Origin of the sequence: Pseudomaricurvus sp., from assembly GCF_965662505.1 — a bacterium.
Taxonomy (GTDB): domain Bacteria; phylum Pseudomonadota; class Gammaproteobacteria; order Pseudomonadales; family Cellvibrionaceae; genus Pseudomaricurvus.
Genome location: NZ_CBFIHX010000041.1, coordinates 15,449 through 27,691, shown reverse-complemented (window position 1 = coordinate 27,691; position 12,243 = coordinate 15,449). Strand labels below are relative to the sequence as shown.

Annotated in this window: 11 protein-coding genes; 8 read left to right on the top strand and 3 right to left on the bottom strand. The window is 55.6% G+C overall.

All coding sequences use genetic code 11. The features are described 5' to 3' along the window. The 5 genes from ACTG33_RS07715 to ACTG33_RS07695 form a co-directional block, all read left to right on the top strand. Window positions 1–447, top strand: a 447-nt coding sequence (locus tag ACTG33_RS07715) for an aldehyde dehydrogenase family protein (RefSeq protein WP_439134621.1), incomplete at its 5' end; no start/stop codon positions are given. A gap of 334 nt (window positions 448–781) precedes the next feature. Further along, complete coding sequence (locus ACTG33_RS07710; protein WP_439134620.1) at window positions 782–2,311, top strand: PLP-dependent aminotransferase family protein; 1,530 nt, start codon at window positions 782–784, stop codon at window positions 2,309–2,311. A 152-nt stretch (window positions 2,312–2,463) separates the two neighbouring features. Then, window positions 2,464–2,877 carry a hypothetical protein gene (locus ACTG33_RS07705; protein WP_439134619.1) on the top strand — a complete coding sequence of 138 codons (414 nt, stop codon included), beginning with the start codon at window positions 2,464–2,466 and terminating at the stop codon, window positions 2,875–2,877. A gap of 57 nt (window positions 2,878–2,934) precedes the next feature. Next, complete coding sequence (gene gshA, locus ACTG33_RS07700; protein ID WP_439134618.1) at window positions 2,935–4,518, top strand: glutamate--cysteine ligase; 1,584 nt, start codon at window positions 2,935–2,937, stop codon at window positions 4,516–4,518. 30 nt (window positions 4,519–4,548) lie between these two features. After that, window positions 4,549–5,151: an ACP phosphodiesterase gene (locus ACTG33_RS07695; protein WP_439134617.1), complete on the top strand. Its 603-nt coding sequence runs from the start codon at window positions 4,549–4,551 to the stop codon at window positions 5,149–5,151. Window positions 5,152–5,158: 7 nt separating this feature from the next. On the opposite strand, the gene ACTG33_RS07690 is transcribed toward ACTG33_RS07695, so the two are convergent. Continuing rightward, on the bottom strand, window positions 5,159–5,716 hold the full coding sequence (locus ACTG33_RS07690) for a DUF4136 domain-containing protein (protein ID WP_439134616.1): 558 nt from the start codon (window positions 5,714–5,716) through the stop codon (window positions 5,159–5,161). 311 nt (window positions 5,717–6,027) lie between these two features. Between ACTG33_RS07690 and ACTG33_RS07685 the strand changes: the two genes are divergently transcribed. Further along, a complete protein-coding gene (locus ACTG33_RS07685) occupies window positions 6,028–7,233 on the top strand; it encodes a class I SAM-dependent rRNA methyltransferase (protein WP_439134615.1) in 1,206 nt (401 codons plus the stop codon). 25 nt (window positions 7,234–7,258) lie between these two features. On the opposite strand, the gene ACTG33_RS07680 is transcribed toward ACTG33_RS07685, so the two are convergent. Then, on the bottom strand, window positions 7,259–8,398 hold the full coding sequence (locus tag ACTG33_RS07680; RefSeq protein ID WP_439134614.1) for an imelysin family protein: 1,140 nt from the start codon (window positions 8,396–8,398) through the stop codon (window positions 7,259–7,261). A gap of 62 nt (window positions 8,399–8,460) precedes the next feature. Beyond that, window positions 8,461–9,132, bottom strand: coding sequence for an HAD family hydrolase (locus ACTG33_RS07675; RefSeq protein ID WP_439134613.1), 672 nt, complete (start codon window positions 9,130–9,132; stop codon window positions 8,461–8,463). A 267-nt stretch (window positions 9,133–9,399) separates the two neighbouring features. Between ACTG33_RS07675 and rppH the strand changes: the two genes are divergently transcribed. Both rppH and ptsP read left to right on the top strand, forming a co-directional pair. Continuing rightward, on the top strand, window positions 9,400–9,936 hold the full coding sequence (gene rppH / locus ACTG33_RS07670; RefSeq protein WP_439134612.1) for an RNA pyrophosphohydrolase: 537 nt from the start codon (window positions 9,400–9,402) through the stop codon (window positions 9,934–9,936). A gap of 10 nt (window positions 9,937–9,946) precedes the next feature. Next, on the top strand, window positions 9,947–12,217 hold the full coding sequence (gene ptsP / locus ACTG33_RS07665; RefSeq protein WP_439134623.1) for a phosphoenolpyruvate--protein phosphotransferase: 2,271 nt from the start codon (window positions 9,947–9,949) through the stop codon (window positions 12,215–12,217). The last annotated feature ends 26 nt before the right edge of the window (window positions 12,218–12,243 follow it).

Sequence of the window (12,243 nt, the reverse complement as noted above, 5' to 3'; positions counted from 1 at the left end):
GTTATTCATCAGCCGGCGGCGAATGAAATTCGTCAGCGCATCGAAGATGCCATTGATCGTGGGGCAACGGTTGCTTTGGGCAATCAGTACGAAGGGGCTTTGGTGTATCCGACCATTTTGGAAAATGTTGCCCCCGATTGCGATCTGATGATCGAGGAAACCTTTGGTCCAGTTATGCCCCTGTGTAAATTCGAGGAAGTGGAGAATATTGTTCCGCTGATCAATAACACCGCGTATGGATTGCAGGCCGGGGTGTTCACGCAAAATCTGAGTGTGATCCGCTACCTGTTTGAAGAGTTGGATGTCGGCACACTGGCGACCAATGATGGCCCGGGTTTCCGCACCGAGCACTTCCCATTTGGGGGCGTGAAGGAAAGTGGTGTCGGTCGGGAAGGGATAAAGTACGCGGTGCGGGAAATGAGTTATGTGAAAACGCTCGTTATCTGAGGGCTTGAATCGAGTATACTGCGATTCTCTCATGGCAGAGTTCATGGTTAACAGGGCAGAGTTAACAGGACAGAGTTAACAGGGCCGGGTTAACAGGGAAGAACTGAAGAGAATGCCGAGGACATGGCACAGATTGGCTGTTGGGCTGACTGTGCCATTTTCAGTTGTACCTCTCGTTTATTGACGGTTGTGTAACCGATCTGAGTGATATCAATAGGCATAGGAATTTTTAACAGGTACGTGTGCAGCAGGAAGCCGAAGTAATATCGTAATGACACAAAGTGGCTGCATAAGCTAGCGACAAAAGTGGCCACAAGAGACAGGCGGAAGTGCAGTGCTAGAACAACTGATTCATCTGGATAAATCCAGCGACGACAATCTTAAACAACAGATTCGCAAAGCGTTGGCGGTGGCGATTCTTGACGGCCATATCCCGTTGGATAAACCCATTCCCTCCAGTCGTAAATTATCCCAGGCGTTGTCCGTGTCCCGACAAACCGTGATGTTCGCCTACGAGGATCTGGTCGAGGACGGCTATATCATTGCCCGTGAACGTCGTGGTTATTTTGTTAACCCGTCAATTCTGGACGGCCGTGCCAAGCTAGATAATCGTCGTGAAGTTGCGAGTAAATCTGATCAGACTGAGCAGTCAGAGATCGATTCCAGAGCGCCCGACTGGAGCGATCGCTTTGCCAGTCATCCCAGCCAGCAGCGTAACATCGACAAACCCTCGGACTGGCAGCGCTATGAATATCCGTTTCTCTCCGGCCAGATTGATCCGAAAACCTTCCCTCTGGCGGAGTGGCGTGAGTGTTCCAAGCAGGCTCTCAGTGTTTTGGCCGTGCGAGATTGGACCGGCGACTGTATGGATGCCGATGATCCGATACTGATTGAACAGATCCGGTCGCGGGTATTACCCCGGCGTGGGATCTGGGCGAAACCGGAAGAAATCCTCATCACCGTCGGCACACAACACTCGCTGTATTTGTTGTCGACGCTGCTGGCGAAACCGGGCCGAAAAATGGCGATGGAAAACCCCGGTTACCCCGATGCCCGCAATATTTTCTCTTTGCATTTTGGCGAGACTGTTCCTCAACCGGTGGATAATTATGGTCTGGTGCTGGGCGATTCCCTGCGTGAGTGTGATTACGTTTATACGACCCCCAGCCATCATTGGCCGACCTCGGTGACCATGCCCATTGAGCGACGCAAGGAGTTGCTGGCACTGGCGGAAGAAGATGATCTGGTGATCATTGAGGACGATTATGAAATTGAGACCAACTACATCGATGATCCTCTGCCGGCGCTGAAAAGTCTCGACAGCAGCGGTCGGGTGATCTACATGAGCAGCCTGTCGAAAGTTTTGGCTCCGGGGCTGCGTATTGGTTTTATGGTGGCACCGGCGCCGCTGATTGAAGAGGTGCGGGTGCTCCGGCGTTTGATGATGCGCCATCCGCCGATGAACAATCAGCGGATGACCGCGTTGTTTTTAGCCCGCGGCCACTACGACGCTCTGCTCAAGCGCTTGTGGCGTAAATACAAGCGCAACTGGTCGAAGATTACCCGGGCCATCGAGCGCTATATTCCCTCCAACCAGCAGCGACCCGTATTTGGCGGCACCACCTGCTGGGTGCGCGGACCGGAAGGTCTGGATTGCCATGAGTTGCGGCGCGTCGCGGCCGAGCGGGGGATATTGCTGGAGTTGGGGGATATTGCCTTTAATGAGCGCGCTGACGGTCAGGGCGAGCCGCCGCCAAAAAACTATTTCCGTTTGGGGTTTACGGTCATTCCGGAAGACAAAATTGAGCCGGGTATCCAGCTGATTGCGGAATTAATCGAAGAGTTGACCGGGGTCGGACACTAAATCTCACTCCTCAGCCTCTCTGGAACCGAGGTTTTTTTCCGGTTACACTCGGAATTTACAGGCTGCGGTGTCTATTGCCGTGCATTCCCGGTGAGTGCCGGTGGACGGGTCGCAGCACAGATTCCGCAACAGAGGTCGGGTTTCGAGTCTTCATGAACAGTATTTTCCTGCTGCAAAACCAGCACAAGCACCTGCTGAATAAGCAGGGTGAATGGGTCGACGGCCGTGAGGCCAACACCCTGTTTCGCACCCCTCATCGCGACGAAGCACTCAATCAGATGATCGAAGTGAACGCGCGCGACTATACTTTGCGTATCAAGATTCTTGAGTGCACACTCAATGATCGTGGGCTGCCCCTCTTGAAGGATGAGGATTTGCCCCCATTAGGAGATGCTAGTACCGCGCTGGAGACGGCAGCAGACGAATCACCCATTGAAACAAGTGATACAGCCGCCACTGCCGAGGCCGAGCAACACCAGGCTGCAGACGTGACTCCAGACGTCACCCCGGTGGAACTTGAAACAGACAACGAGACGGACAAAACTGAGGCGTCCTCGCTGTTTTGAGTTTGGATTAGACCCACCCCGTCACACAGCTTCTGTGTGGCTCATGAGGGAAACGGTTTGTCTTTATTGAACCAACGACTGGCGGTGCTGGCTGAGCCCGTCCATAGTAAGCTCACGCGCGTCTTCAAAGGTCTCGAAAAGGAAAGTCTGCGCATTACCCCTGAGGGGACTCTGGCCCAGACGCCGCACCCTCGCAGTCTGGGGTCGGCCATGACCCATCCCTCCATCACCACCGATTACAGTGAAGCCCTGCTGGAATTTATCACTCCCCCCACGGAGTCCAGTCAACAGGTGCTGGACGACCTGGATCGGGTGCAGCGCTTCACCTATCAACAGCTCGAGGATGAGCACCTGTGGGTGGCGAGCATGCCCTGCATGCTCAGTGGTGACGATCATATTCCGGTGGGTCAATACGGCACCTCGAACCCCGGGCGGATGAAATCCATCTACCGCTTGGGATTGGGCGAGCGCTATGGACGTTCGATGCAAACCTTTGCCGGCATTCACTACAATTTCTCTTTAAGTGACGAGTTCTGGGCCTTCTGGCATGAGCGGGAAGGTGCCGCGGAATCCCTGCAGGACTATAAGAATCGTCGCTATTTTGATTTGATTCGCAATTTTCGCCGCAACTTCTGGCTCCTGTTGTATCTGTTCGGCGCCTCGCCGGCCATATGCCGCAGCTTTGTCAAAGGTCGTGAGCATTCCCTGCAGCCGTTTGGAAACGATGATCACAGCCTGCATGAGCCTTACGGTACGTCACTGCGTATGGGCAACCTGGGTTATCAAAGCAGTGCACAGGATTCGCTGGTGGTGTGTTACAACAATCTGGACACCTACCTGCAAACCCTCTGCGGTGCCATTACGCAGCCACACGAAGATTATGTGGCGAATGGCCTGAAGGATGAGCACGGTGAATACAAGCAGCTCAATACCAGTTTGTTGCAGATTGAAAACGAGTTTTACAGCACCATTCGGCCCAAACGAACCGCACGCTCAGGTGAAACGGCGCTGGGAGCCCTGAACGATCGGGGTGTGGAATACATCGAAGTGCGCTGTATCGATCTCAACCCTTACGAGCCGCTGGGCCTGAATCTTGAGCAGATCGAATTTCTCGATGCCTTCCTGCTGTATTGCCTCATGAGCGACAGTCCGGAAACCGACAATGTGAAATACCGCCGCGGACAGGAAAATCAGCGTCGCATGGTGGCGCAGGGGCGGGATCCAGAGATGCGTCTGCTCACCGCCGCGGGAGAAGTCTCCCCGGCCCAGTGGGGCTCAGTCTTGCTGGACGATATTGCCCGAGTCGCGGTCATGCTGGACAGCAGCTATGACACTCAGGCGTATTCCGCTGCCGTAGAAGCGCAGCGTATTAAACTGGAAAAGCCCGAGTTGACGCCGTCAGCCCAAATTCTCGCGGACATGGAAGCCAGCGGTGAAACCTTCTTCCGCTTTGCCATGAATCAATCGCTCAAGCACAGTCAGGCCTATGCGGAGCGCCCGTTGTCGGATGAGGAATTCAGGCAAATGCAGCGTGAGGCCGAGGCTTCTTTGCAGGATCAGGCTGATCTGGATGCTTCTCCGCAGATGGATTTTGATGAGTATCTGCGGGCTTACTACGCGCAGTACACCTGCTGTCAGTAGAGGGTGCGTGTTTCCGTCGCGTGAGTTGTTATGAATTACCTGGCCCACATTCTTCTGTCTGGCCCCGATCCGGAATGGCAGCTGGGTGGGTTTCTCGGAGACTTTGTCAAAGGCCCCCTGCCAGCCGCTCTGCCGGACAAGCAGGGTAATGTCTGGTCGCCGGGAGTGAGGTCGGGGATTCAATTGCACCGCCAGCTGGACGCTTATGTGGACAGCCATCCGCAATACCTGAGTTGCCTTGAGGCGCTGGGTACCGACTACCGACGGGTGGGTGGCATTGCGCTGGATGTCTTCTTCGATCACTTACTGGTGCGTCACTGGACGCACTTCTCTGATGTTCCCCTACCTGAGTTCAGTCAATCGTTTTACGAGTTGTGTGCGATGCGGCATGAGCGCTTGCCGGAGTCTGCGGCTCGTTTTATCCGCCGGGCTGCTGCCAACGATCTGTTTCAGGGGTATGGGCGTGAAGAGATGTTTCTGCCGGTGCTGGAACGCATTGATCAGCGTATTCGCTTTGAGACCAATTTACTGCCTGCGGGGCAAGCCGTTCTGGCGCAGTATTCGGAATTGGAAAGGGGGTTTCTGCAGTTGATGCCGCAGCTGGCAGACAAGGCTGCCGAGCTGCGTCGATAGGCGTTGATCAGTTGGCTTTGGGGATTTCTTTGCCCAGTTTCGCCGCCAGCTTGCTAGCGTGAGATTTAAACGTCGAGGCGGACTCTTCCGTCTCTATTTTGCGGGAGGCACCTGCCTGCCAGGCAATGCTTTCGTCGCTGTTGCGAGTTAACGTCAAAATCACCAACCCGCGCTGCATCAGGCTATCCATACCGGTAGGGTGTTCCCAACCATCGTAAACCGGCTCACCGGTTTCATCCAGGTGCCACCCCAGTCCCGGGGAGTTATTCACGGCGGGATCTTCCACCGGAATCATACTGATGCGGTAATCGACGGTCAGATCGGCATTGTCTTTGGCAGAGACATAACCTTTATTGTGCAGATGTGCGGTCATGGCTTCGCGAAATGCCTGATCGAAGGCGTCCTGATTCTTGCTGTCCGACGCGATGACCGGTTCCCACTGAAAAGTTTTCAGGCCCTGAAGTTTGGCCGGAGAGGTTTCCATGCCCTTATAGGCAACAGGGTTACAGGCTGACAGAGTGGCTGCCAGAAAGGTGATAAACAGCAGGGGAGAAAATAAACGCATCGTGACGGTTCCATATCGTTAATAAAATAATAGCGCGTGCTATTTAGGTTCTGGTCTAGGGTTAACAGACCCTTGGAGCTTAGCAGCAATGGGCTACTTTAACAGAGTCACCGGTAAACGGTTTTAACAGAATCACTGGCAAACGGTGTTAACAGCCCCCAAGTCGGTTATTTTCACCTATAATGCGCGCCTGTCCCAGCGCCAACTGTGTTTTATCCATCGTGTTTTATCCATTTTAAAAGATGTGTATCCACGTTTGATGGTTTATCCACTGCTGTTGTCCCCTCCATCGGATTTTTCCGGAGATTACCATGACCACCGAAGCAACGACCCTACCGAAACTGATCCTGAAATCGCAGGCAGACCGCCGTTTGAAACGTGGCCACTTGTGGGTTTTTTCCAATGAGGTGGATGTTAAACAGTCGCCGCTGAAGTCCTTCACGGCGGGCGATCAGGTGTTGGTGTGTAATCAGCAGGGCAAAGCGCTGGCGATTGCGACCATGAACCCGGACAGTCTGATCTGCGGTCGTATCGTCAATCGCGATGTGGCGCACCCGCTGAACAAATCCCTGCTGGTGCATCGGATCAAGCAGGCGCTGGGGTTGCGGGAGGCCTGTTTCAACGAACCTTATTATCGTTTGATCTACGGTGACAGTGACCTGTTGCCCGGTCTGGTGGTTGATCGTTTTGGCGATTACCTGGTGGTACAGATGGCCACCGCTGGCATGGAAAAGCAGAAGGATGCCATCGTCGAAGCGCTGCAGAAGTGCCTCAAACCGGAAGCCATTTTATTGCGCAACGATCACTCTGCTCGCAGTTTGGAAGGACTGAACGATTACGTCGAAGCCATCGGTGATGTGCCGGAAGCGGTGGAACTGGTGGAAAACGGCGTGCGCTTTCTGGCTCCGATTGCCGAAGGTCAGAAAACCGGCTGGTTCTACGACCACCGTGAGAACCGCGCGATGCTGCAGCGTTTGTCTCCGGGCAAGCGGGTGCTGGATGTGTTTTCCTACGTCGGCGGCTGGGGTGTGCAAGCGGCCGCTGCCGGCGCCAGTGAAGTGGTGTGTGTGGATGCGTCCGAACAGGCGCTGGAATGGGTGGGCGAGAACGCCGCGCTGAATGGCGTTGACGATCGCATGACCGGTTTGCATGGCAAGGCCATTCAGGTGTTGAAAGGTCTGATTGAGCAGGGTGAACAGTTCGATATTGTGGTGCTCGACCCGCCGGCGTTTATCAAGCGCAAAAAAGATCAGAAATCCGGTGAGGCGGCCTACCGCCACCTGAATGAGCTGGCGATTCGCCTGCTGTCCCGCGACGGCATTCTGGTGTCCGCCTCTTGCTCCATGCATTTGGAGAAAACAGCGTTAGTGGAAATCGTTCGCGGTGCCGCTCGCCACCTCGACCGTCACGCTCAGATCATTCACCAGGGCGGACAGGGTGCGGATCACCCGGTGCACCCAGCCATTCCGGAAACGGATTATCTGAAAGCCGTGTTTGCGCGAGTCTACCTGCCCTAGGAACTTGTCTGTCTGCCTTGGGAGTTTATCTACCCTGGGGCTGGAACCAGGCCTTCAACTGACGTAATTGCTGGTTGAGGGTCTGAATCTGTTCTGCATCTATCCCCTCCCAGTCTTTGTCCGCCTCACGGAGCGTGGCTTCGGTTTGCTGAAGCTGTGTTGTGAGCACTGTAAGATCCCCTTGGGGATTGAGCCAGTGAGCCAATGGCTGGATATTATCGTCGTGGCTAAGCAGCAGCTGTTGTACGCCTTTTAACGTATCGGCCAGAACCTGTCCCTGTCCGCCGGCAAAGCGACTATGTTGCTCGACGTCGTCATCGGCTTCGCCTGTTGGCAGTTGTTTCTGCAGGTTATCCAAGACCTGAACCACGCTTCGCTGCCACAGTTCTAATTGAGCTGCGGCAGCCAGACGGGCATAGGCGGTATTCAGTCCACTGGCCGGTTGCGAGAATTGATAACCCAGCGCCTTGATATCTTCAGCCAATAAGTCAGCCTGCAATTGCAGCAGCGCTATCCGCCGTTGGTTGGGCAGATGCTTAGGTTTGATGCCACTTTGTGTCTGCAGTGAAGTGGGCTCGGCGGGAATATAATCGCTGACTGGCCGCTGGCGATTCTCTCCCCAGAGCAGATAGCTGATCGCGTGCATGCCGAGGCTGACGTCCGAATCGCTGGTAAAGCCGTGTTGTTCACGGATGGACGCCTCATCAATATTGATCACGATGTCATTGACGATGCCGCTGTGTGGATACACATCAAAGTAGTCCAGATAGCCGGGTTCTATGGGCCAGGCGTCCAGCTGGAAGTGCGCCTGCCGCAGGGGGGCAAACAGGGTAGGGCTGACGTCACCCAGTGCAAATAGCAGGGACAGCTGTTGCAGTTGGTTGTGCGTGAGTTGCCATTGCGCGCGCGCCTGACGCAGTGACTCTTCGCTGGGCGTGGCGACAAACTCGGCAATGGCCGTTTGCAAAGTGCTGGTCTGTAGCTCGGCTTGTTGCAGCAGATCGGCGGCGGTGTCCCAGCTGTGGCGGGTGCTCGGGCTGAGCTCTTCGGCAGACACCTCGGTAGTGGCTGGCGTATCGGGCGAGGTTTCGGGTTCCGCGGTTTTTTCGCAGCCACTGAACAGGGCACAGAGCAGCACAAGGGTTAGTGGACGCAGGTGAATCATGAACGTATTCCAGAACAAAGGGGGTCGGTGTGGCATAGGTCGTGAGTCTGCCGCGCTGTCTCTCAGTCGCGCAGGCTGATAACGGGCCAGCCGTGTTGTTCGGCGTGCTGGCGCAGAGCGTCGTCCGGGTCGACAGCGACCGGATTGGGGACTTCCTGCATCAGCGGCAGGTCGTTAATCGAGTCACTGTAGAAATAGCAGTCCGTCAGATCGCCGTCGAAGCCTTTATCGGCGGCGGTTTCCAACCACTGGTGCAGACGGGTGATCTTGCCATCCTGAAAACAGGGAATGCCGGTCATCTTGCCGGTATAGCGGTCGTTGATGATTTCGGCATCGGTGGCGAGGATGTCGTCCACGCCCAGGGATTCGGCGATGGGTTTGGTGATAAAACCGTTGGTGGAGGTGATGATCAACAGGTAATCGCCGTCGGCGCGGTGTTTGGCCAGCAAGGCTTCGGCCTGCGGCAGACGTATGGGAGCGATCACTTCCTGCATAAACTTCTGGTGCAGGCTGCTCAACTCTTCCTGGGTGTAGCGGGTGAGGGGCTCCAGAGAGAAATTCAGATAAGCCTGTAAGTCCATTTCCCCGCGCTCGTAATCGGCGTAAAACTGGTCATTGGCACGTTTGTACACCACGGGATCAACCATGCCCTGAGCGACCATAAATTCGCCCCAGCCGTGATCGCTGTCGCCGGCGATTAAGGTGTTGTCCAGATCGAATATAGCCAGTCTCACGTGATGTCCTCTTATACGGTTTAAAATTAGGTTGCTGTTTAGATGCCGACAGCCAGTGTCAAAAGGCCCTAAGGATACCGCAGCCTTTTCCTAAGTGTTACTAATGGTGATATTTTTGTGGTGAGGGGCGGCTGTTTTTGGGAATCGTGCCTTCATTGACATAAATTAAACACCTAAGTCATTGGCCGCATTGATGAAACTTGTTTGTTTGTGGAACAATAGCCATTCGATAAGCAGAATAGACAATGTGTGCCTGGGAGGGTTTGAGTGATAGACGCTGACGGTTTTCGACCCAATGTAGGCATTATACTGACCAACCGTCAGGGTCAGGTGCTGTGGGCGCGTCGCGTCGGCGGTCAGGACGCCTGGCAATTCCCCCAGGGCGGCATTCAGGAAAATGAAGATCCCGAGCAGGCCTTGTTTCGGGAATTACACGAAGAGGTCGGCCTGACCCGCAAGGATGTCAAAATCCTCGCCCGTACCCGCGGTTGGTTGCGTTATCGCTTGCCTCGTCGCCTGTTGCGTCACGGCTCCAATCCACTGTGCATCGGTCAAAAACAAAAATGGTTTCTGCTGCAGCTGGAATCGGACGATGAGGCGATCAGTCTGGTTAACGATGGCCCCGCCGAATTCGACCACTGGCGCTGGGTGAGTTATTGGTATCCTCTGGACCAGGTGGTTTCCTTCAAGCGCGATGTGTATCGCCGGGCGATGAAAGAGCTGGCGATGGCCCATGCCGAGCTGGAAACCCGCCTCAGCCGACATCATTCTCAACGAGGCGCAGGTCATGCGATGGGAGGATAAGATGCCAACCATGCTGAATTCCCTGCGCAGTATCGTGCAGGAGGTCAACTCCGCCCGCGATCTCGCCTCCGCACTGAATATCATTGTGCAGCGGGTCAAAGCCGTGATGGCCACCCACGTGTGTTCAGCTTACCTGCGCGACGGCAAGGGCCAGTACCTGTTGATGGCCACCGATGGCCTGAATCAAAACGCCGTGGGTCATGTCAGTTTGGGGCTGGGTGAAGGTCTGGTGGGTTACGTCGCTCAGCGGGAAGAACCCATCAACCTCGAACTGGCCACTGCGCACCCTAAATATCAATATTTCGAAGCCACCGGGGAAGAGCGTTACAGCTCGTTTCTGGGGGTGCCCATCATTCATCAGCGCCAGGTTCTGGGTGTACTGGTCATTCAGCAGGTGGACAGCCGCCGGTTTGACGAGGGTGAAGAGGCGTTTCTGGTCACCATGTCGGCTCAGTTGGCCGGGGTTATCGCTCACGCGGAAGCCACTGGCGTGCTCAAGGCTATGGGGCAGAACGCACAGGAGGCTCGCTTCAAAGGTGTGGCCGGCTCCCCTGGTGTCGCCATCGGCCATGTGGTGGTCATGTCTCCGGCCGCGGATTTGCGCGGCGTACCTTTCCAGCCCTGTGAGGATGTTGACGAGGAACTGGCCTTCTTCCAGCGCTGCCTGGGCTCTGCCCGGGAGGATGTGAAAAATCTCGGTAAGCAACTGGAACAGCGGTTAAACACTCAGGAGCGGGCTTTGTTCGATGCCTACCTGTCGATGCTGGACGATGCGTCACTGGGCGGCGAAGTGACTGAGCGTATCCGTCAGGGCGTCAGCGCTGCCTACGCCTGGAGTGAGGTGATTCTCGAGCACGAGCGCAATTTCAGCAGTATGAGTGATGCCTACCTGCGCGAGCGCGCGGCGGATATCCGCGATCTCGGCCGACGGGTGCTCGCCTATCTGCAGGAATCCTCCCAGCAGTCGCGGGTCTTCCCCCCAAACGCCATTTTGGTGGGGGAAGAGCTGACCGCCTCGATGCTCGGTGAAGTGCCCAAAGATCAGCTGGCCGGACTGGTTTCTGTGCAGGGCTCCAGCAACTCACACGTGGCGATTCTGGCCCGTGCAATGGGGGTGCCGACGGTGATGGGGGCGGTGGATCTGCCCTACACCCAGATTTCCGAGCGCCGCGTGATTGTCGACGGTTATCGCGGCATGCTCTACACCGACCCCAGCACAACTCTGCTTAAACACTATGAAGACATTTGTGCCGAAGAGCGCGAGCTGGTCAAAGGCCTGGAAGCTCTGCGCGATCTGCCTTGCGAGACGCTGGATCAACACCGTGTGCCCCTATGGGTAAACACGGGCCTGATGGCCGATGTGGTGCGCTCGCTGGAGCGCGGTGCGGAAGGGGTTGGCCTCTACCGTACCGAGATTCCATTCCTGCTGCGCGATCGTTTCCCCAGTGAAGAGGAGCAGCGACTGATCTACCGTGAGCAGCTGGAAGCCTTTGCGCCTCACACTGTCACCATGCGTACCCTCGATGTGGGCGGGGACAAGTCCCTCAGTTATTTCCCCATCGAAGAGGAAAACCCGTTTCTGGGGTGGCGCGGTATTCGTGTCACTCTCGACCATCCGGAAATTTTTCTGGCTCAAATTCGCGCGATGTTGAAAGCCAGTGAAGGTCTCAACAACATGCGTATCATGTTGCCCATGGTATCCAGTGTGAGTGAGTTGGAGTCAGCCAAGGCATTGATTTATCGAGCATTTCACGAATTACTCGAAGAGGGTTACCAGCTTGAATTGCCGCCGATCGGTGTGATGATCGAAGTCCCCGCAGCGGTGTATCAGGCGCGGGAACTGGCAGCGCGCTCGGACTTCCTGTCGGTGGGCAGTAACGACCTGACGCAGTATTTGCTGGCCGTGGATCGCAACAACCCCCGGGTGGCGGATCTGTACGAGCCCTTCCATCCGGCGGTATTGCGCGCCTTGCATCAGGTGGTGCGCGATGGTCACAGTCAGGGTGCCAGTGTTGGTATTTGTGGTGAGCTGGCGGGTGATCCGGCCGCGGCGGTGTTGTTGATGGCGATGGGTTACGACGTGCTGTCCATGAACGCCACCAACTTGCCGAAAGTGAAGAAGGTGATTCGCAGCATTACACTGGAGCAGGCCGAAGAATTACTGGATGAAGTGATGGCTCAGGATGATGCCGAGTCGGTGAATCGCTGTCTGGAACGCGGTTTGGGCAGTGGACTTACCCGTCTGTTGGGGATGCCGGAGCTGCCGGAAGTGATTCATTAAGCGAAAATGATTCACGAAACCGTCGT